Here is a 20,112-nt window from a genome sequence, read left to right on the forward strand (position 1 = left end):
ATGCTGCACGCCAGGGCGCACGACCCGGGTGATTTCGCAGTGCAGATCGCGGACCAGGTCGAGAGTTTCCTCGTCGCCGTCACCGAGGTCGCGAAGGGCGACGAGCCGGACTCGGCCGTCCCGTTCCTGCTCCTCGAGGTGTCCCAGCTGCTCCTCGCGGGCGGCCGGCTCGGCGCGCACGAGGACATCGTGCCGGACGAGCGCTACGAGCCGGACCTCGGCCCGGAGCCGGACGTCGACGAGCTGCGCGAGCGGCTCGCCGCGATGCTCGACCCGGTCGACGTGTACTCCGAGGTCTTCGACCCGTACGAGCCGCACAAGGCGCCCGTCCCCTGCCGGATCTCCGACGACCTGGCCGGTGTGATCACCGATCTGCGGCACGGCATGGCGCACTACCGCGCGGGCCGCACCGTCGAGGCGCTGTGGTGGTGGCAGTTCTCGTACTTCTCCAACTGGGGCTCCACGACCTCCGCTTGCCTGCGCGCCCTGCAGTCCCTGGTCGCGCACGTGCGCCTGGACCAGCCGCTGCAGGAGCTGAACGGCCTGGACACCGACCAGGACCTGGGCGAGGACGAACTCGCCGAGGAGGCGGGGCGCGTCATGGCGGAGGAACTCGCGGGCCCGCTGGGGCTGCAGGACGGCAAGTAGGCGTCGCTGGGCCGCGACGCGCTCCCGTCCGTCAGCCGGTCAGCATCTCCAACCGCCCCCGCGTGTCGCGGAGTTCGGCCATCTGTGCGTCCAGGCGGGCGGCCAGGGCGTCGAGTTCCGCGCGCAGGTCGGGGCACATGTCCAGGCGGATGCCGTGGGTGCCGTGGGTTCCGGTGCGGGCGCAGTCGAGGTAGCGGCGGATGACCGCAGTGGAGAGGCCCGCGCAGAGCATCGCGCGGATCTGTGCGACGCGGGCGGTGTCGGACTCGGCGTAGACCCGGTATCCGCTGCCGTTGCGTGCCGGGGCCAGCAGGCCCCGGTCCTCGTAGTGACGCAGTGCCCGCGCGCTCACTCCGGTGCGCTCGGCGAGTTCGTTGATCAGCACCGTCACTCCTCTCCCTGCTGTCCCGACCCCGTCGGGCGGCTTGACCTTGACACCGGCGTGAACCGTTAACGTCCCGCCGTATGACGAACGGAACAACGCCTCGGCACGCCACGATCTTCCACGGGTACGGAGCGACCCCCGACGACCACTGGTTCGGATGGCTGGCCGGCCGGCTCGCCGCGGACGGCATCGAGACGACCGTCCCGCCGCTCCCCGACCCGCAGTCCCCGGACACCGAGCGCTGGGCCGAGGCCCTGCGGGCCGAACTCGCCACCCCCGCACGGGATTCGGCCGTGATCGCGCACAGCCTGGGCACTGTGGCCGTACTGCGCCACCTCGCCGGGCTGCCCGGGTCCTGGCGGCTCGGCACTCTGGTCCTGGTCGCCGGATTCGTCGACCGGCTTCCCGCACTGCCGGAGCTCGACGCCTTCATCGGGGGCGCGTTCGCGGACGCCGGGCGCGCGGAGGCCGCCGCGCGCCAGATCGCCGCCCGGGTCGACCGGATCGCGGTGATCAGGTCCGATGCCGACCCGCTGGTGCCGACCGGACACACCGACCGGCTGGCCGGACTGCTGGGCACGGACGCCCAAGTAGTGCCCGGGGCCGGTCACTTCCTCGCGTCGGACGGGGCCACTGAGTTGCCCGAGGCGTATGCGGCGGTACGGGCCGGACGGGAGGCGGCGATGTCCGGACTTGGCCGGGAGGCGGGGATGCCAGGACGTTGATCCGTCAATAGGGTGACCGTTGTTGGCAGTTGACCCGCTCGACGGAGGTGCTTGGTGACTACGGTTCAGGACGTTCCTGACATACTTTCGCCCGAATTCGCGAGGAATCCGTATCCCGTCTATGCGTTGATGCGGGAGCGGACGCCGCTTTTCTGGCACGAGGCGACGCAGAGCTACGTGGTCGCGCGCTACGACGACGTGGAGCGGGTCTTCAAGGACAAGGAGACCCAGTTCACCACCGACAACTACGACTGGCAGATCGAGCCCGTGCACGGCAGGACGATCCTGCAGCTCAGCGGCCGCGAGCACGCGGTGCGGCGGGCGCTCGTCGCACCGGCGTTCCGCGGCGCCGATCTACGGGACAAGTTCCTGCCGGTGATCGAGCGCAATTCGCGCGAGCTGATCGACGCCTTCCGGGATCGCGGCGAGGCCGACCTCGTCGCCGAATACGCGACCCGGTTCCCGGTGAACGTGATCGCCGACATGCTCGGTCTCGACAAGGCCGACCACGCCCGTTTCCACCGCTGGTACACGAGCGTGATCGCCTTCCTCGGCAACCTCTCCGGTGACCAGGACGTCGCCGCCTCCGGCGAGCGCACCCGCGTCGAGTTCGCCGAGTACATGATTCCGATCATCAGGGAGCGGCGTTCCGCGCCGGGCGACGATCTGCTGTCGGCGCTCTGCGCCGCGGAGGTCGACGGGGTGCGGATGAGCGACGAGGACATCAAGGCGTTCTGCAGCCTGCTGCTCGCCGCCGGTGGCGAGACCACCGACAAGGCGATCGCCTCGATCTTCGCCAACCTCCTGGCGAACCCTGACCAGTTGGCGGCCGTGCGGGAGGATCGTTCGCTGATCGAGCGGGCCTTCGCGGAGACCCTGCGGTACACGCCGCCGGTGCACATGATCATGCGGCAGTCGGCGACCGATGTGGAGCTGTCCACCGGCAAGCTGCCCGCAGGCGCGACCGTCACCTGCCTGATCGGCTCGGCCAACCGGGACGGCGGGCACTACGCCGAGCCGGACCGGTTCGACATCTTCCGGGACGACCTGACGACGACCAAGGCGTTCTCCGCCGCCGCGGACCACCTGGCGTTCGCGCTCGGCCGGCACTTCTGCGTCGGCGCGCTGCTCGCCAAGGCCGAGGTGGAGACGGCCGTGAACCATCTCCTCGACGCCATGCCCGACATGCGCCTCGCCGACGGCCATGTCCCGGTGGAGACCGGGGTGTTCACCCGCGGGCCCTCGTCCCTGCCCGTACGGTTCACGCCGAACGGGGCCTGAGTCCCGCCATGGACGCCCCCGGCTAGCGGGTCATGGGGGTGAACTGGACGGGCATGGCCGACAGTCCGCGCATCCAGATCGAGTCCCGCCAGGTCAGCTGGTCGCCCGGCACGCTCAGCATCAGGTCCGGCAGGCGCTCGAGGAGCGTCTCGAGCGCCGTACGGGCGATGAGGTCGGCGAGCAGCGGTGCCGGATAGGGGCAGCGGTGTTCGCCGCTGCTGAACGACAGATGGGCGGCGTTCTCGGCGCCGACGTGGCCCTCCGGCCAGATCTCCGGGTCGGAGTTGGCCGCGGCGAGGCCGAGGACGACGCAGTCGCCGGAGCGGATCTGGCGGCCGCCGAGTGTGGTGTCGCGGGTGGCCCAGCGGCCGATGAAGTTCTGCGTCGGGGTGTCGCGCCACAGCACCTCGTTGAGGGCCTGGTCGACGCTGAGCCGGCCGCCGGAGACGTTCAGGGCGAAGCGTTCGTCGGTGAGGAGCAGCCGCAGCGAGTTGCAGATCCAGTTGGCGGTGGGCTGCTGGGCGGCGGCGATCACCGAGATCAGGTCCTGGACGATCTCCTCGTCCCGCAGGCCCGCCGGGTGGGCGAGCATCCGCGAGGTGACGTCGTCGCCCGGTTGCTCCTTCTTCTCCTGGACGAGGCGGTGGACGCGCTCGCCGACCCTGACGTACGCGGAGGCGGGGTCGTCGCCCTCGGCGGCGTCCAGGGAGATCCGCAGGTCCTCGACGAGCTGGTCGGTGTCGGCGGTCCCGGACGGCATCCCGCACATGTGCACCGCGGCCCGCATCGCGAGCGGGTGGGTGTACTCGGTCATCAGCTCGGCGCCGCCGCCGCCCGCGAAGGTGTCGATCAGGGTTCCGGCGATGTCCCGGCATTCCTGGGACAGTTCGAACTGGTCGACCTGCTGCAGTGCGTTGGTGATCACTCCGGCCCGTCGCTGGTGCTCGGCGCCCTCGGCGAAGAGCACGGAGGGCTGGTAGCCGACGAACGGGAGCAGTGCCCAGTCGGCCGGGATGTGCGGCCACTGGTTCCAGCGGCGCGAGTCGCGGGCGAAGAGGGCGTCGTTGTCGGTGACGGCCTTGAGCTCGGGGTAGCCGAGCACCAGCCAGGCCGGGATGCCGCCCTCCAGGAGTACGGGCGCGACGGCGCCGTGGTCCTTGCGCAGGCTGCGGTACAGGTCGGACGGCGACTGCTGGTACTCGAGCCCGCTGAGCTCGATCGCCGACGACTGGTGGGCGGGGCATCCGGCGGCCGCGGCGTGCGCGGACGGGCTGCCCGGCGACGGGTCGTCGGCGGGGAACGTCTGCGCGGGCGGTGTGTTGGCGGCGGGGGCGTGCGACGACGGGGCGTGGGCATCGGTCATGGCTGGATCTCCTGGGCCTGGATGAGGTCCTGCAGGTGTTCCACGAGGGTGATCAGGACCCTTTTCACCGAATCGCGGCCCCGGGCGTCGCAGTCGAGGAGCGGCACGTTGTCGGGCAGAGCGAGAGCCATCCGGATCTCCTCGAGCGTGAAGCGGGCCGTGTCGGACTCGAAGCGGTTCACCGCCACCACGAAGGGAGTGCCGTGGTGTTCGAGGCGGTCGATCGCGTACCAGGAGTCGTTCATGCGGCGGGTGTCGACCAGCACGATGGCTCCGAGGGTGCCGGAGAACAGCCGGTCCCACAGGAACCAGAAGCGTTCCTGGCCGGGGGCGCCGAACAGGTAGAGCACGACGCGTTCGCCGATGCTGATCCGGCCGAAGTCGAAGGCGACGGTGGTCGTGGTCTTCTTCTCCACGCCCAGGTTCACGTCGACGCCGGCGCCGGCCTGCGTCATGACTTCCTCGGTGTTGAGCGGACGTATTTCGCTCACCGACCGTACGAGGGTGGTCTTGCCCACCCCGAAGCCGCCGACCACCACGATCTTGAGTCCGGTGTCGGCGGACTGGCCGAGTGGTGTGCGGGCGGGCAGCTCAGAGGTTGCGAAGCCCATGGAGAACCTCCGTGAGAAGGGCGGAGTCGGGCAACGAGCCTGTGGATCGCGCCAGTTGGGGGTGACGTGCCGTGATGTGTCCCATGTCGAGCAGGTCCTCGAGCAGGATGCGCACCACGGTGACGGGCAGGCCGAGCTCGGCCGAGATCTCGACCATGGCCGTGGGCCGCGCGCAGATCTGCAGGATGCGGGCGTGCTCGGACTGCATGCCGGAGGTGGCGACGCTCTCGGCCACCACGAGGGTGACGAGGTCGAACGCCTTGCCGTCGGCGTGGCTGCGGCCGCCCGTGACCGTGTAGAGGCGGTGCGGGCTGCCCAGGTCCACGGGCCGCCGTGTCATGCCGTACCCGCGCCGGCACCGTCTTCGGCGCGCGGGGCCGCCCGCAGGTGGTCACCGATCTGCTCGACGAGCTCGCTCATCTCGTGCCCGATCATCCCGGCGTCGGCGGAGTCGTCGGCGACCAGGGCGAGGTGGGCACCGTCACCGGCCTCGACGACGAAGAGCAGTCCGCCGTGGAACTCGGTCATCGAGTGCCGGACGCCGCCGCTGCCGTCGCCGAACTCGACCGAGGCGCCGTGCGAAAGGGCCTGCAGGCCCGCGCAGATGGCGGACAGCTGGTCGGCCTGATCGAGGGTGAGGTGCGGTGTCCAGCAGAGTTTCAGGCCGTCGCGCGACAGGACCAGGGCATGCCTGGTGCCCGGGGCGCGTTCGAGCAGGGTTTCCAGCAACCAGGTCACGCTGTTGTCCGTCGTCTGCATCGCGCTTCGGGCCCGGTCTCACCGGCCGTGGCCCGTGCCTCCATTCGGGGTTCTGGGGCGGGGTGGGGTCGTGCGGCGCTCGGGGGATGCGCCGCACCAGGAGAGCGGGTCCTAGCGGTGAGTGCCGCCGGCCTCCTCGGGTGCGTTGCCGTCGGGGCTTTCGGCGGTGTCGCCGGATCCGTGGCCCGCCCCGGCTTCCTTGCCGGTACGCCGGGAGCGGTGGAACGCGCCGAACTGGGCGCCCAGGTCGCGGCGCGGCGCGGACCGTGCCGCGGGCCGGGAGCCCGCGTCGGGGTGCTCGTCCTGGCCGGTGTGCGCGGCGGCCATGGTCCGGCCCGCGGGGCGTACGGGCAGGCCGTTGGGCGTGGACCAGGTGGAGGCCGCCGGGGCGGGTGCGGCGTGCCGTCCGGCGGGGGGCTCGGGCGGGGTGCCGGTGTCGGGTGCGGGGGTGCTGCTGTCGGTACTCGTCGAGGTCGCTGCGTCCGCGGCGTTCGTGCGGCGTACCCGTCGCGGCAGCCCTTCCGGTGGCTGGGCCGGTGCCGGTACCTGCGGTGACCGGGCGGGTGCCGCGGGCGGTTCAGGCGTGTGACCGGCGGCGGGTGCGGGGGCCTCGTCGGCGCGGGTGTGCGGGAGGCCCGGCGACTGCGGGACGTCCGGCGACTGCGGCAGGCTCGGCGGTTGCGGGGCGCCCGGTGCCTGCGGTGCCTGCGTGTGCGGTACGCCCTGCGGGTCGGGCAGGCCGACCGCGGCCGCGAGCGGGGACGACTGCGGCAGTCCCTCCAGGAGCGGCGTCTGGTCCGCCTCCTGGGAGACCAGACGCGTGGGGATCAGGACGACCACGCCGGTGCCGCCGCGCGAGGACGGACGGAAGTTGACGTCCACGCCGTACTTGGCGGCGAGCCGGCCGACGACCGGGAGCCCGAGCCGGGTGCCGTGCAGCACGGCCAGGTCGTTGTTGCGTCCGCTGACGGACTCCTCCGCGCGCACCATCGCCGCGTCGGCCATCTTCAGTCCGCTGTCCTCGATGGTGATCACGACACCGGCGCTCGCCTCCTCGACGTACACCGGGACGATGTCGATCGGGGGTGAGAACTTGGTGGCGTTGTCGACGAGTTCGGCCAGCAGGTGCATCAGGCCCTCGGCGGCGAATCCGACGATCTTGGCGTCCGTGGCGCAGTGCAGTCGCACGCGCTGGTACGCGGCGATGCGGCCGATGGCGCCGCGCAGGATGCTCTCCATCTCGATCGGCCGGTTCCAGGCCCGGCTCGCGCGACCGCCCATGAGCAGCGCGATGCGGTCGGTCTCCATGCCGAGCTGGGACGTCTTGTGGTCGAGCTGCAGCAGGTCGCCGAAGATCTCGCCCTCGTAGCGGTCCTGCATGTCGCGCAGGTCGGCGAGGATGCTGACGGTCTTGGCCTGCACCCGGCCGAGCGCCTTGGAGCTGGCGCCCTGCGCGGCGGCCGCCCGTCGCTCGCTGATGCCGAGTGCGCGGACCGCGGTGTCGACGAGGCTGTGGAGGCGGGGATCGGCCGGCTTCTCCATCTTGTTGATGACACGTGCCACGGCCTGGCCCTCGGCGAGCGAGGTGATGGCGAACGGCAGGATCCTGCCGTTCACAGCGTCCAACTCCTCGCTGAGCGCGGCATGTTGGCGCCGCAGCAGCTGATGGTCGGCCACCGCTGCCGCGTACGACTCGATGATCTGGCGGTGTGCCTCCTCCTGCGGAGCCACCGTCGCCAGTACGTCGCCGACGCCCGCGCCGTCGCGCACCATGCCCGCCACCGCCGGCAGGGTGGTGTGCCCGAGCGCGCCGACGGCGCGGGCCTGGCGCTGCGCCTGGTCGTGCAGGCCCCGTATCTCGTCGTTGCTACGGGTGAGGAGAGCCTGCCGGCGCCGCAGCACCGTCACGCTCACCGCCAGTGTGAGAGCCAGCACCGCCCAGGCCACCACCACGCACCCGACGACCCAGCCGCGCGCGGCGTCCGGCGCGACGGCGGCTGCCGTCCCGCCGCCCGCTGCCGCGACGCCGAGCAGTCCGACCGGCCACCATCGCTCCCACCAAGGAGTGCGCTGTGGACGGCGATTGGCGTGGAAAGACATTCCGCGGCCCCTTGGGGGAAGGTGATGCAGAGGCGGGCCGGGTGGCCCTTCGGCGGCGCGACGAAGGGGCGTTGACGGGTCGTCACCCTGGCCGCGTGTGGCGTTCATGCTATCCATCGTGCAGCGCGGCGATGCGGTGCATTCGGCATATGACGCCCCGAGGGTCAGATCGGCGCGAAGTCGCCGCAGCCGCTTACCACTTGTGGTATTCCCGCTTTCTGCGCCCACCCGGCCCGGCGCCCCCACCTGCGCATTCTCCCGGGTGCCCGCGTTCCCGGGGTGCGCCTCGCCCGCCGCCGCGCCTCCGCTTCTGTTCGCCAAGTCCCGCACACGGGCACGCAATTCGGACGCGCGTGCTGCCGGATGCGACCGTACCGGCCACCGGATGCAGCCCCGTCCGCGGTGTGACGCCCGGTGGTCCGGGGCGTCGCCCGGGGGTCAGGAGGCCGTCGCGCGCCGCCGGGCCAGCACCGTGTGGTCCGTACGCGTGCCGGGGGTGCCGTCCGGGCGGGTCTGGGCGCGCTCGTGCTCCGCGCACAGCAGCACCTCCCATTCCGTGTCCGGGAGTCGGAGGAAGGCGAGGGTCTCGGCGGCGGTGGGGAAGTCGATGTCGGGCCGGCCGTGTCCGGTCTCCCAGTCGGGGAATCCGGCGTGGCTCTCGATCAGCAGGTGCCCGCCGGGCGCGACGGCCGCGGCCGCCCTGCGCAGCACCTGCTCCCGGGGCAACTTGCCGGGCGAGTACAGGAATTGGGCCGACACCAGGTCGTAGGTGCCCTCGGGGAAGGAGTCCGAGAGGTTGCTCGGACGCCAGTCGATCCGGTCCGCCACCCCTGCGTCGGCGGCATGCTCGGCGGCGCGTTCGAGCGCCACCTGCGAGACGTCGGTCGCGGTGACCCGCCAGCCGCGTCCCGCCAGCCACACCGCGTCGCCGCCCTCGCCGCAGCCGAGGTCCAGAGCGCGACCGGGGGTGAGCTGTGCCGCCTCGCGGGCCAGCACCGCGTTCGGCTCGCCGCTCCAGACCCGCTCGCTCTCGCGGTACCGCTCGTCCCAGAGCTGCGCCTCGTCCTCGGCGGGGCCGCCGTCGTCGTGCTGTGCCGTCGTGGTCATAAGGGGCCTCCTCGGCCATGCGGGACCCCCCGGTCGTACCCGGGGTCTCCTCGGTCGCACGGGCTTCCTGCCCGTGTCCCGCCACGGTGCGTCCGCCGCCCGCGGGGCGGCAAAGTTTCTTGCGGGTACGGCAAAACCCGGTCCGGGGACGGGTACGGGCCGGCCCGTCGCCCGCACCCGCTGTGTGAGCACGGCCACTTTCCGGAGTGCGGGCGGCAGATGGGGGCAGATGACGTCTCGGAGCGGGCCGGGGAGCCCTCTGACCGGGTCGTGGGCGGGACATCTCACGATGCGGTACGAACGGGGTGCATCCCGGCCGCTCGTTAAACTGAGCCGACCGAGACAGAAATGAGCGAGGAGCGCACGTGGGCCTTGTCGTGCAGAAGTACGGAGGCTCCTCCGTAGCCGATGCCGAAGGCATCAAGCGGGTCGCCAAGCGGATCGTGGAGTCCAAGAAGAACGGCAACCAGGTGGTTGCCGTGGTCTCCGCGATGGGCGATTCGACGGACGAGCTGATCGATCTCGCAGAGCAGGTATCCCCGATCCCTGCCGGACGTGAGCTCGACATGCTGCTGACCGCGGGAGAGCGGATCTCCATGGCCCTGCTGGCCATGGCCATCAAGAACCTGGGCCACGAGGCCCAGTCGTTCACCGGCAGCCAGGCAGGTGTCATCACCGACTCGGTCCACAACAAAGCGCGCATCATCGATGTCACGCCGGGCCGCATCAAGACCTCCGTCGACGAGGGCAACATCGCCATCGTCGCCGGGTTCCAGGGCGTGTCCCAGGACAACAAGGACATCACCACGCTCGGCCGCGGCGGTTCGGACACCACCGCCGTCGCGCTGGCGGCGGCGCTCGACGCCGACGTCTGCGAGATCTACACCGACGTCGACGGCGTCTTCACCGCGGACCCGCGGGTCGTGAAGAAGGCCCGCAAGATGGACTGGATCTCCTTCGAGGACATGCTGGAGCTGGCCGCGTCCGGCTCCAAGGTGCTGCTCCACCGCTGTGTCGAGTACGCACGCCGGTACAACATCCCGATCCATGTGCGGTCGTCCTTCTCCGGACTGCCCGGCACCTGGGTCAGCAACGAACGACCCTCTGAAGGGGGAGCCGAGCAGGTGGAGCACGCGATCATCTCCGGAGTCGCCCATGACGTCTCCGAGGCCAAGGTCACCGTCGTCGGCGTCCCCGACAAGCCCGGCGAGGCCGCGGCCATCTTCCGCGCCATCGCGGACGCGGAGATCAACATCGACATGGTGGTGCAGAACGTCTCCGCGGCGTCCACCGGTCTGACCGACATCTCCTTCACGCTGCCCAAGACGGACGGCAAGAAGGCCACCTCCGCCCTGGAGAAGATCAAGCCGAAGGTCGGCTACGACTCCCTGCGCTACGACGACCAGGTCGCCAAGATCTCCCTGGTCGGCGCCGGGATGAAGACCAACCCGGGCGTCACCGCGCAGTTCTTCGAGGCGCTCAGCGACGCCGGGGTGAACATCGAGCTGATCTCGACCTCCGAGATCCGCATCTCGGTCGTGACCCGCGCCGACGACGTACTCGGTGCCGTGCAGGCCGTGCACACCTCGTTCGGCCTGGACAGCGACTCCGACGAGGCCGTGGTCTACGGAGGCACCGGCCGCTGATGGCCGCCGCCGCGCCGCACCCGGCGCTCCCCACTCTCGCGGTCGTGGGAGCGACCGGCGCCGTCGGCTCGGTACTGCTCCAGATCCTGTCCCAGCACGCGGACATCTGGGGCGAGATCCGCCTGGTCGCCTCACCGCGTTCCGCCGGCAAGAAGCTGGTGGTGCGCGGTGAGGAGGTCGAGGTGCTCGCACTCGCCGACGAGGTCTTCGACGGCGTGGACGTCGCCCTGTTCGACGTACCCGACGACGTGGCGGCCCGCTGGGCGCCCGTCGCGACCGCCGAGGGAGCGGTCGTCGTGGACAATTCGGCGGCCTTCCGGATGGACCCCGAGGTGCCGCTCGTGGTGCCGGAGGTCAATCCGCACGCCGCACGGGTACGCCCGCGCGGCATCGTCGCGAACCCCAACTGCACGACGATCTCGATGATCGTCGCGGTCGGCGCGCTGCACGCCGAGTTCGGCCTGCGCGAGCTGGTCGTCTCCTCGTACCAGGCGGTCAGCGGGGCCGGACCGGCCGGAGTGGCCGCGCTGCGCGACCAGGTGAAGATGGTGGCCGGCACCGAGCTCGGCACGTCGCCGGGCGACGTACGGCGGGCCGTCGGCGACGCCACCGGACCCTTCCACGAGCCCATCGCACTCAACGTGGTGCCGTGGGCCGGCTCGCTCGGCCCGGACGGCTGGTCGTCCGAAGAGCTCAAGGTCCGCGACGAGTCCCGCAAGATCCTCGGCCTGCCGCATCTCAAGGTCTCCGCGACCTGCGTACGGGTCCCGGTGGTGACCACGCACTCGGTGACCGTGCACGCCCGCTTCGAGGACGAGGTCACCGTCGACCGCGCGCACGAGATCCTCTCCACCGCTCCCGGCGTCGTGCTCTTCGACAATCCGGCGGCAGGCGAGTTCCCGACCCCCGCGGACGTGGTCGGTACGGACCCCACGTGGGCCGGCCGGGTACGCCGATCCCTGGACGATCCGACCGGCCTCGAGCTGTTCGTCTGCGGCGACAACCTCCGCAAGGGCGCCGCTCTGAACACCGTGCAGATCGCCGAACTCATCGCCGCGGAAATGCGCGCATAGGGCTCACAACCGGCCTGAAGGGGGCGGCGTCGGGACCCCGCCGCCGCACCGGCCCCGTCCGTACCTGTGTAATTTATGTGAGCGGGCCGAGGGGGAACCCGGCCCGGTGCCGGTCGACGTGGCCCGGTACGAAGGACCCGCCGCACGACTCGATCCCCGTCCCGTGCAACCGCGCACAGGGCGGGGTGCGTCTTTGCCGACGCCCTGCGCGCGGGCTTGCAGGGGATGCCGCACCGGACGCGGTCAGCCGCGGGGGCACAGGGGAAGAGCGGGTACGCATGAGGGCAGGGAATGCTGGTACGCGGACGCGAGGCGCCGGAATCGCGCAGGCCGCCGCAAATACGACGCCTTACGCGTACAACCCTCGCGGGGGGACGCGTGTCCAACAGACGTGGCAGAGGTACTGGATTTCCCGATGGTCCCCGGCGTCGTCGGCGCCCGGCCCCGCCGTGCCCGTCCGGCCGGCGGGAGCAGCTCCGCCGGCGGGATGCCGGTGATCGCCCCCATGCCCTCCACACGACCGGCCACGGTGCCGGGCCAGCGTGAGGGCGCGGACGACTCGATGACGGCAGGGACCACGGTCGACCACCTCACCGAGACGTACCGCGCGCACTACCGCTCGCTGCTCGGTCTCGCGGCCCTTCTCCTGGACGACACCGCCTCCTGCGAGGACGTGGTGCAGGAGGCGTTCATCCGGGTGCACTCCGCGCGCAAGCGCGTCCGAGACCCCGAGAAGACCCTCGCCTACCTGCGTCAGACGGTGGTCAACCTCTCCCGTTCCGCGCTGCGCCGCCGCATCCTCGGTCTCAAGCTGCTCTCCAAGCCGATGCCGGACATGGCGAGCGCGGAGGAGGGGGCGTACGACCAGCTGGAGCGCGACGCCCTGATCAAGGCGATGCGCGGACTGCAGCGCCGCCAGCGCGAGGTGCTGGTGCTGCGCTACTTCTCGGACATGACCGAGGCCCAGGTCGCCGAGACCCTCGGCATATCGCTCGGCTCGGTCAAGGCTTACGGTTCGCGTGGCATCGCCGCTCTGCGCGTCGCCATGGAGGCGGGGGCATGAGTACGCAACGACCGGGCGAGCCGGGGCCGGAAGGCCACGAGCACGGACAGCATGGTGGGAACGAAGCAGTGAACGGCCCCTGGAACACCCCCTTCGGACGCGGATCCGAGGACCACGCACCGGACGCCGGTGCGGCGGGCCCCGACGGCCCGGACATCGGCGGGCCGGGTGGCCCCGGCGGCCTGGACGCCGACGAGGAGGCGCTGCGCGCGATGATGCGCGGCGCCGTGCGGGAGATCGAGCCGTCCGACGCCTCGCTCGAGCGGCTGCGCCGCGCGGTGCCGGTCCGCCGGGCCCGTAAGCGGCAGGCCGTGGTCGGGATGGCGGCGGCCGCGCTCTTCGTCGGCACCGCGGTGCCCGCGCTCCTGCACGTGACCAACTCGCCGGGTTCCTCCGACGATCATCCGTCCGCGGTGGGCCACACCTCGCAGGTGCCGGGGGACTCGGCGCACGCCGACGGCGGCAGGTCCGGCACGGACGAGGAGCGTCCGTCCGGCAAGGACGGCCAGAAGGACAAGGACGGCGACAAGGGCAAGGGCAAGGGCGGCAAGGGCGAGGAGACCGGCGGCGGCGCCACGGCCGGCACCGGACCCTCGGACCCGGGGATGGCGCCCGCCTCCACCTGCGGCGCGGGACAACTGGGCAACGCGGTCGGCACGGTCGGCGAGCCCGCGGCCGACGGCAAGGTCTACGGCTCCTTCCGGGTGTCCAACGTCTCCGCGAGCGACTGCACCGTCGGTGGCGGCGGCAGCGTGACGTTCGAGGTACTGGGCTCGGCGGAGCGCGCCAAGGTCGGCATGGCGGAGGTCGCCGCGGGCGACTCGTCGGTGGGCCTCCCGGCCGCACCCGCCGAGGGCACGGTGCGGCTCGCGCCGGGCGAGGCGTACGAGGTGCACTTCGCCTGGGTGCCGTCCGAGACCTGCCCCACCGAGGGCAGTTCGCCGGATCCGACGCCGAGCGAGGGCGGTACGGGCGGCGGCGACCAGCCGGCGACGGAGCCCCAGCTGGCTCCCGGTGAAGGCACGGCGGACGGCAGCGTCGCGCTGTCCCACACGGCCCAGCCCGGCGCCCCTTCGGCGGCCGCGACGATCCCCAACGCCTGCGCGGGGACGGTCTATCGCACGGGAGTCATGGCCGCGTCGTAGGCGCTGCCACGGAAGCGGCGGCGTCCTCCGACGACTCCGAGCCTTCGGCGTCGTCGGTGTCGGTGGCGTCCTCGGCATCGGTGGGTTCCTGTTGCTGGGCGTCCGCCCCCAGCAAGCCGAGCTCCGCGTCCCGTGCGAACTCGAGCTCACGGCGGAACAGCCGGAACCACATGAAGAGCACGAAGCCCGCGAAGATGAACCACTCGCCGGTGTACCCGAGGTTCTGGAACGCCTTCAGATCGAGCCCGCTGCCCTGCGCGACCTTCGGCGGCACCGGCCGCATCCCGTCCGTGGCCTTCTCCGACGTCACCCAGGCGTCCTCGACGTCGTACGGCACCAGGTTCACCAGGGAAGCCGCGCTGATCACCGCGAGCTGGCCCTTCGGCAGGCCCGCGCGGTCGCTGACGCCGTTGCTGCCGGCGCTCTCCGAGGCCTGCAGTGCGCCGGTCACCTCGACCTCGCCCCCGGGCAGTGCGGGTGCCTTGCCCGCGGCGGCGTCGCCGGGCAGCCAGCCGCGTACGACGGGCAGGACCTTGCCCTTGCCCTCGCCGGGGCCCTCGGTGCGGAGCAGGCCCAGGACGTAGTAGCCGTCGCGGTCGTCGAGCATGCGGTCGGGCACCAGGAGTTGGCGGTCCCAGGTGCCGCTGGCCGTGGCCCGCCGGCCGGAGGTGTCCTGGCTGACGGGCAGGAGTTCCGCGAGTGGGGCCGATGCGCCCTTGCCGGCGGAACGGCTCTGCTGCTCGGCCTCCTGGTGGGTGTCCACGCGGTCCTCGAACCGGCCGAGCTGCCAGGACCCCATGAAGATGCAGAAGGGGATGGCAAGAACGAGAAAGACGTTGATGCCCCACCAGCGCGGAGTCAGCAGAAACCGGTACACGCCCCCAACGGTACGGGGCGGGGCCCGTGACGGTGGCTGCAGGGTGCGGATCCCCGGGGCACGCTCAGGCCGTGACCGGACCCTGCAGGAACTGCACGTAGTTGCCGACCGGGTCGGTGATCGTGGAGAAGTACCAGCCGTCGCCCACGTCCTCGACGGGGCGTACCCAGGTCACGCCCAGGCTGTTGAGATGGGACTCGGCCGCGCGGATGTCCCGCACCAGCACGTTGAGCATCTGGCGGCCCGGTTCGACGGACTTCTCGGCCACATCGTCGCGCTCGTCGAAGCCGATGATCGTGGGGCCGACGACCAGCATGTGCTGGTCCCAGCGGCCGCCGAGCGGCTCGAGAGCGGCGCGGTACCAGTCGATCAGGGCGTCGGCCTTCCGGCAGCCGAGGATCACGCCGAGGCCGATGGCGTTGGGCTCGGGGGGTGTGGACGTCATCGGGGTCCCGCCTTTCGGGTGCTTGCTGCGTGCACAGTGCAGACCGGCGCGGGGTGCGGAAGTCATCGGAGCTGCCGCCCCGCCCTCTCCCGGAACTCCCCGGAGGGGCTCCTCGGACGCCGGAGGGGCCGGACCAGCCCCTCCGGCGACGGAGGGTCAGCGCAGGTACCGCTCCGCGAAGTCGATCTCCAGGCGGACCTGCTTGATGCGCTCGTCGACGACCAGCGACCCATGACCCGCGTCGTACCGGTACACCTCGTGCGGAGCACCCTTCGCGGCCAGCCGGTCCACGTAGTTCTCGACCTGCCGGATCGGGCACCGGGGGTCGTTCACCCCGGCCGAGATGTAGACCGGCGCCCGTACGTCGTCGACGTACGTCAGCGGGGAGGAGGCGGCGAACCGCTCCGGCACCTCCTCGGGCGTACCGCCGAGCAGCGTGCGGTCCATCGCCTTCAGCGCCTCCATCTCGTCGTGGTACGCCGTGACGTAGTCCGCGACCGGCACCGCCGCCAGGCCCACGGCCCAGTCGTCGGGCTGGGTGCCGAGGCCGAGCAGGGTCAGATAGCCGCCCCAGGAGCCGCCGGCGAGGACCAGCTTCGCCGGGTCCGCGAGACCGGAGGAGACCGCCCAGGCGCGGACCGCGGCGATGTCCTCGAGTTCGATCAGGCCGACGCGGTGCTTGAGTGCGTCGGTCCAGTCGCGTCCGTATCCCGTCGAGCCGCGGTAGTTGACCCGTACGACCGCGTATCCGTGGTCGATCCAGGCCGCCGGGCCGGCCGCGAAGGCGTCGCTGTCGTGCCAGGTCGGGCCGCCGTGGATCTCGAACACGGTCGGGAACGGGCCCTCGCCCGCCGGCTTCTGCACCAGGGCGTGGATCCGCCCGCCGGGCCCCTCCACCCAGGCGTCCTCGACCGGCACCGAGCCGGGGCACTTCATACCGGGCGGGTCCAGGACGACGCCGCCCGCGGTGGAGCGGACCTGCGGCGGCTCGGCGGCGGACGACCAGAGGTATTCGACGGCCCCGTCGGGCCGGGCGGTCGCGCCGGACACCGAGCCGGGCGGGGTGTCGATGCGCTCGAGCGCGCGGGTGGCGAGGTCGAGGCGCCACAGGTCGCTGCGCGCCTCGAAGCTGTGCGCGACCAGCAGGGCGGAGCCGTCCGGGTACCACTCGGCGGAGACGTCGCCGGGCAGATCGAGGGCGAGGTCGCTCTCGACGCCGGACGTCACGTCCCACACCATCGGCTCCCAGCGGCCGCGCCGCTGATGGCCGACGAGCAGCCGGGTGTCGCCGGCGACGGGCGCGAAACCGAGGATGCTCAGGCCGAGTTCCTCGGTGCCGTCCTTGGTGTCGTCGAGTTCGGCGAGGGTGCGGCCGTCGAGGTCGACGACGCGGATCGCGGAGTGCATCGCGTCGCCGTGCTCGGTGTGCTCGAGGGCGATCAGGGTGCCGTCGTGGCTCAGGTCGCCGACGCCCGCCGATTCGCGGTGCCGGTAGATCTCGGCCGGCTCGCCGCCGTCGCGTACGACGTGCAGCGTGGAGCCGTCCTCGTCCGTCGAGCGGCCGACGACGACGGTGGCGCCGTCGCGCGCGATGGCCAGGCCCGCGGGGTAGGAAGGGGCGAGTGCCGGCACGGCCGGGGTGTCGTCACCGCCTTCGAAGGGCTGCCTCTTCCAGACGCCGAACTCGTCGCCGTCCTTGTCGTCGAACCACCAGATCCAGTGGCCGTCGGGCGACAGCAAGCCGTCGGTGGTGCCGTTGGCCCGGTCCGTGGCCTGCCGCTGTGCGCCGGTCGTACGGTCCCAGGCGTACAACTCGTAGGTCCCCGTCGCGTTCGAGACGAACAGCGAGCGCTCGGGTGCGTCCTCGGCCCAGTCGGGCAGCGAGACGCGGGGCGCCCTGAAGCGCTTCTCCCAGTCGGGCAGGTCATTGGTTCCGGGCGTGGCCGCTACGTCACTCATGCGTCCATCAAACCCGATCGCGCGGCAGGGCGGTGGCGGTGCCCTGCCCCAGGTCGCCCGCCGCTCGCGACGGGCGCTTTCGAGGCCCGCTGACTGCGTCGGCTTCGCAGGTCAAGGCGCTGCGGATGCCGATGCCCCGGGGCGGGGTGACAGTGGAAGGACGGGCGCTGTTCGGTCTGCCGCGCCCGACGAGGAGGAGGCTGCATCATGGCCAAGGAGCGAAACCACCCCAAGGACCCGCAGCACGCGAAGATCTCCGCCGCTCAGGCTCGGATGAAGAGCACGAGCCCCGAGGTGAAGTCGATCTCGGCGAAGACGCGCGGTATGCAGCAGAAGGCCCAGGCCCGCCGCCAGGGCAACCGCTGACGTTCCGCATTCTTCGAGAGGCCCGTCCCGTTGTTCCCGGCGGGACGGCCGACCTTCCGAGGGGGTACGAGCCCGTCTCCTGAGGTGGGACCGGGGAAAGGGGGCCGGCGGGCACCGGAAGTCACTTCCGGTGCCCGCCGGTTGTGCGCGGAGCGGGCTCGGGGACCGTCGTGTAGCGCTGAGTTCGCCCCTCGATCCGGTCGCGCTGAGTGCTCGTCCGAAGACTCCGTGCGACGCGTGCCTCCACTGCGGCATCCGCGCCCCTGGTCACCCCGGCCCGCACCGTCTCCCCGCACCCGCTCCGCCCGGAGACCGCCGGAATCCGCCGCGTACGATGGGGCGCTCCCCGCCGCTGTCCGCGCCGGGGATGCGGCCGGAGGGAGGCGGGCGATGACGCGCAGCGACGACGACCGGCAGCACCGTCCCCGCAGAAGGGGCCAGGGCGAGCTCGAGGCGCAGGTACTCGCGGCGCTCGGTGCCGCGGACGGTCCGGTCACGGCGGGCTGGGTCCAGGAGCGCGTCGGCGGCGATCTCGCCTACACCACGGTGATGACGATCCTGACCAGGCTGCTCGCCAAGAACGCGGTCACCAGGCAGCGCGACGGCCGCTCCTTCGTCTGGACCGGCGCCGCCGACGAGGCGGGTCTCGCGGCGCTGCGGATGCGCAAGGTCCTGGACGGCGAGGAGGACCGCAGCGCGGTGCTCGCCAACTTCGTGACCGCGCTGCCGCCGGGGGACGAACAGCTCCTGCGCACACTCCTCGACCGCGCGGACGAGGCCGGCGAGGGTCCGCCGCCGGCCCGGGAGAGTTAGGTCGCGGCTCGTATGGGCGTCTTCGTCTTCCTGCCGCTCTTCCTGCCGCTCACCGCCTGGCCGGTCGCCAGGCTCGCCGGGCACCGGCTGCACCCGCGCACCGCCACCCGCCTGCTCACCGCGGTCGCCGTGGTGATGGCCCTGTGCAGCACCCTGTGCCTGGCGCTCCTGATGGTCGTCGGCACCGCCCAACTGCCGGGCAACCCACTGCCCGACGGCTGGTCCGACCCTGAGGTGCGGGCGGCCGTACCGTACGACGCGCTGGTCGGGCAGGCCGCGATCCCGGCACTCGCCGCGGTGGCGATCGCCTGCGGCCGCACGCTGCGACGGCATCTGCGCCGCACCCGTGACGCGCATCGCGCGCTCGACGATCTGCCCGGTTCGCCGGTTGCGGTGCTGCGGGACGGCAGGCCGTACGCGTACGCCCTGCCGCCGGCCGGGACCAACGGCGGCCGGGTCGTCGTGACGACGGGACTGCTCGGGCAGTTGGCGTCGCCGGAGCGGCGGGCGTTGTTCGCGCACGAGCGGGCCCATCTCGCCGGGCGGCACGACCGCTATCTGCTCGCGGTGCGTCTCGCGGCGCGAGCGAATCCCTTCCTGCTGTCGTTGCGTACGGCCGTGGAGTACGGGGCGGAGCGCTGGGCCGACGAGTGTGCGGCGCAGACCGTGGGGGACCGTGCGCTGGTGGCGCGCGCCATCGGCAAGGCGGCACTCGCACTGTCCACCGCGCGGTCGGCGGGCCTGCCCGGATTCGCCGGGATCACCGGAGGGTTGGGTGGGAGCGCAGGTCAGGGTGCGGGCCCCGGGCCGGTGCCGCGTCGGGTCGCGGCGCTGCTCGGCCCCGCGCCCGCGGCGCACGCCTGGCCGCCGTCGGTGTTCACCGCGGCCGGGCTGGCGGCCTGGGCGGCGGCCGGGGGCACGGTGCTCTCGGCGATGTCGTCCGCGAACTCCGCGGTGACGATGGTCCTGCTGCTGCACGCGGCCACCCCGCTCTGACCGCGGCCGACGCCACCGGCCACCCGGCGACGACGGCACCCTGCTCCGCACCGGCCACCCCGCGACGACGGCACCCCGAACCCCAGCGGCCACGCGCCGCACTCCCGTGCGCCCGGAAAGTGCCGACAGATACCGCATTTCATGGCATACGTCACACATCAACTTGCCCTGGTAAGGCAAGGGTTCGGCAATGATAGGGTCAACGCCCACTCAACTCGTCGGCGCGGTGGGCTGTGCCGCCCCGGCTGCTGTCCTCCGCCTGTCTTACGGAGGCAGACCATGGGCACGCGGCGCACCAACCTTCCCGGTGTCGGTACACAGATCGACTTCACCACCGAGGCCGGACGGCACATCTCCGTGGTGATCCACGAGGACGGCCGCCGCTTCATCGGGTTCTACGACGTCGACGACCCCGATTCGTGCCAACTGTCGGTGCCGCTGTCGACGGAAGAGGCCACCGCGCTCGCGCATCTCATCGACCCCGCGCCGATCGACGCGGTGCGCACCGACGGGATCGACCTCGTCACCGAGCACATCCCGGTGACCTCGCGCTCGCCGTTCGTGGGCCGGCTCCTCGGTGACACCGGGGCCCGTACCCGTACCGGCGCCTCGATCGTGGCGGTGCTGCGGCGCACCGCCGCGCACCCGTCACCCGGGCCCGACTTCCGTTTCGCGGGCGGCGACACGCTCGTCGCCGTGGGTACCCGCGAGGGCGTGGACGCGCTCGCCGAGATTATTTCTGGAGGGTGA

General features: G+C 72.0%; 21 protein-coding genes. 11 read left to right on the forward strand and 10 right to left on the reverse strand.

Annotated features, from left to right (window positions below; all coding sequences use genetic code 11):
• Positions 1-648, forward strand: a complete 648-nt coding sequence (locus tag DSC45_RS32300) for a DUF5063 domain-containing protein (RefSeq protein WP_119295619.1) — start codon at positions 1-3, stop codon at positions 646-648.
• A gap of 31 nt (positions 649-679) precedes the next feature.
• On the opposite strand, the gene DSC45_RS32305 is transcribed toward DSC45_RS32300, so the two are convergent.
• Positions 680-1,033, reverse strand: coding sequence for a MerR family transcriptional regulator (locus DSC45_RS32305; protein ID WP_119295575.1), 354 nt, complete (start codon positions 1,031-1,033; stop codon positions 680-682).
• An 80-nt stretch (positions 1,034-1,113) separates the two neighbouring features.
• Between DSC45_RS32305 and DSC45_RS32310 the strand changes: the two genes are divergently transcribed.
• Both DSC45_RS32310 and DSC45_RS32315 read left to right on the forward strand, forming a co-directional pair.
• A complete protein-coding gene (locus DSC45_RS32310) occupies positions 1,114-1,758 on the forward strand; it encodes an RBBP9/YdeN family alpha/beta hydrolase (RefSeq protein WP_119295576.1) in 645 nt (214 codons plus the stop codon).
• Positions 1,759-1,812: 54 nt separating this feature from the next.
• Complete coding sequence (locus tag DSC45_RS32315; RefSeq protein WP_119295577.1) at positions 1,813-3,039, forward strand: cytochrome P450; 1,227 nt, start codon at positions 1,813-1,815, stop codon at positions 3,037-3,039.
• A 22-nt stretch (positions 3,040-3,061) separates the two neighbouring features.
• On the opposite strand, the gene DSC45_RS32320 is transcribed toward DSC45_RS32315, so the two are convergent.
• From DSC45_RS32320 to DSC45_RS32345, 6 genes are all read right to left on the reverse strand, one after another.
• Positions 3,062-4,402: a cytochrome P450 gene (locus DSC45_RS32320; protein ID WP_240434971.1), complete on the reverse strand. Its 1,341-nt coding sequence runs from the start codon at positions 4,400-4,402 to the stop codon at positions 3,062-3,064.
• On the reverse strand, positions 4,399-5,013 hold the full coding sequence (locus tag DSC45_RS32325; protein WP_119295578.1) for a GTP-binding protein: 615 nt from the start codon (positions 5,011-5,013) through the stop codon (positions 4,399-4,401). Before DSC45_RS32325 ends, DSC45_RS32320 begins: the two co-directional genes overlap by 4 nt.
• On the reverse strand, positions 4,994-5,353 hold the full coding sequence (locus tag DSC45_RS32330) for a DUF742 domain-containing protein (protein ID WP_119295579.1): 360 nt from the start codon (positions 5,351-5,353) through the stop codon (positions 4,994-4,996). Before DSC45_RS32330 ends, DSC45_RS32325 begins: the two co-directional genes overlap by 20 nt.
• Positions 5,350-5,772, reverse strand: a complete 423-nt coding sequence (locus DSC45_RS32335) for a roadblock/LC7 domain-containing protein (protein ID WP_119295580.1) — start codon at positions 5,770-5,772, stop codon at positions 5,350-5,352. Before DSC45_RS32335 ends, DSC45_RS32330 begins: the two co-directional genes overlap by 4 nt.
• A gap of 111 nt (positions 5,773-5,883) precedes the next feature.
• Positions 5,884-7,872: an ATP-binding protein gene (locus DSC45_RS32340; protein WP_119295581.1), complete on the reverse strand. Its 1,989-nt coding sequence runs from the start codon at positions 7,870-7,872 to the stop codon at positions 5,884-5,886.
• A 438-nt stretch (positions 7,873-8,310) separates the two neighbouring features.
• Entirely contained in the window at positions 8,311-8,979 is a 669-nt protein-coding gene (locus DSC45_RS32345) for a class I SAM-dependent methyltransferase (protein WP_119295582.1), read from the reverse strand.
• 365 nt (positions 8,980-9,344) lie between these two features.
• Here DSC45_RS32345 and DSC45_RS32350 point away from each other — a divergent pair, with 365 nt between their 5' ends.
• The 4 genes from DSC45_RS32350 (at position 9,345) to DSC45_RS32365 (ending at position 13,906) form a co-directional block, all read left to right on the forward strand.
• Positions 9,345-10,625, forward strand: a complete 1,281-nt coding sequence (locus tag DSC45_RS32350) for an aspartate kinase (protein WP_119295583.1) — start codon at positions 9,345-9,347, stop codon at positions 10,623-10,625.
• The gene (locus DSC45_RS32355) at positions 10,625-11,698 is read left to right on the forward strand and encodes an aspartate-semialdehyde dehydrogenase (protein WP_119295584.1); all 1,074 of its coding nucleotides are present in this window, start codon (positions 10,625-10,627) and stop codon (positions 11,696-11,698) included. Before DSC45_RS32350 ends, DSC45_RS32355 begins: the two co-directional genes overlap by 1 nt.
• 415 nt (positions 11,699-12,113) lie before the next feature.
• On the forward strand, positions 12,114-12,761 hold the full coding sequence (locus tag DSC45_RS32360) for a SigE family RNA polymerase sigma factor (RefSeq protein ID WP_240434975.1): 648 nt from the start codon (positions 12,114-12,116) through the stop codon (positions 12,759-12,761).
• The gene (locus tag DSC45_RS32365) at positions 12,758-13,906 is read left to right on the forward strand and encodes a hypothetical protein (RefSeq protein ID WP_240434972.1); all 1,149 of its coding nucleotides are present in this window, start codon (positions 12,758-12,760) and stop codon (positions 13,904-13,906) included. Before DSC45_RS32360 ends, DSC45_RS32365 begins: the two co-directional genes overlap by 4 nt.
• On the opposite strand, the gene DSC45_RS32370 is transcribed toward DSC45_RS32365, so the two are convergent.
• The 3 genes from DSC45_RS32370 to DSC45_RS32380 all read right to left on the reverse strand — a co-directional run bounded on the left by DSC45_RS32370 (position 13,890) and on the right by DSC45_RS32380 (position 17,187).
• Complete coding sequence (locus DSC45_RS32370) at positions 13,890-14,783, reverse strand: SURF1 family protein (RefSeq protein ID WP_119295585.1); 894 nt, start codon at positions 14,781-14,783, stop codon at positions 13,890-13,892. The two genes, DSC45_RS32365 and DSC45_RS32370, sit on opposite strands and share 17 nt — an antisense overlap.
• Before the next feature lie 64 nt (positions 14,784-14,847).
• Positions 14,848-15,228, reverse strand: a complete 381-nt coding sequence (locus tag DSC45_RS32375; protein ID WP_119295586.1) for a VOC family protein — start codon at positions 15,226-15,228, stop codon at positions 14,848-14,850.
• A gap of 156 nt (positions 15,229-15,384) precedes the next feature.
• A complete protein-coding gene (locus DSC45_RS32380) occupies positions 15,385-17,187 on the reverse strand; it encodes a S9 family peptidase (RefSeq protein WP_119295587.1) in 1,803 nt (600 codons plus the stop codon).
• A gap of 207 nt (positions 17,188-17,394) precedes the next feature.
• Here DSC45_RS32380 and DSC45_RS35945 point away from each other — a divergent pair, with 207 nt between their 5' ends.
• From DSC45_RS35945 to DSC45_RS32395, 4 genes are all read left to right on the forward strand, one after another.
• The gene (locus DSC45_RS35945; protein ID WP_158574116.1) at positions 17,395-17,553 is read left to right on the forward strand and encodes a hypothetical protein; all 159 of its coding nucleotides are present in this window, start codon (positions 17,395-17,397) and stop codon (positions 17,551-17,553) included.
• A 390-nt stretch (positions 17,554-17,943) separates the two neighbouring features.
• Complete coding sequence (locus tag DSC45_RS32385; protein ID WP_119295588.1) at positions 17,944-18,366, forward strand: BlaI/MecI/CopY family transcriptional regulator; 423 nt, start codon at positions 17,944-17,946, stop codon at positions 18,364-18,366.
• A gap of 12 nt (positions 18,367-18,378) precedes the next feature.
• The gene (locus DSC45_RS32390) at positions 18,379-19,362 is read left to right on the forward strand and encodes a M56 family metallopeptidase (protein WP_119295589.1); all 984 of its coding nucleotides are present in this window, start codon (positions 18,379-18,381) and stop codon (positions 19,360-19,362) included.
• Between the two features lie 279 nt (positions 19,363-19,641).
• Entirely contained in the window at positions 19,642-20,112 is a 471-nt protein-coding gene (locus tag DSC45_RS32395) for a cation:proton antiporter regulatory subunit (RefSeq protein ID WP_119295590.1), read from the forward strand.

The organism is Streptomyces sp. YIM 130001 (assembly GCF_003574445.1).
GTDB lineage: Bacteria > Actinomycetota > Actinomycetes > Streptomycetales > Streptomycetaceae > Streptomyces.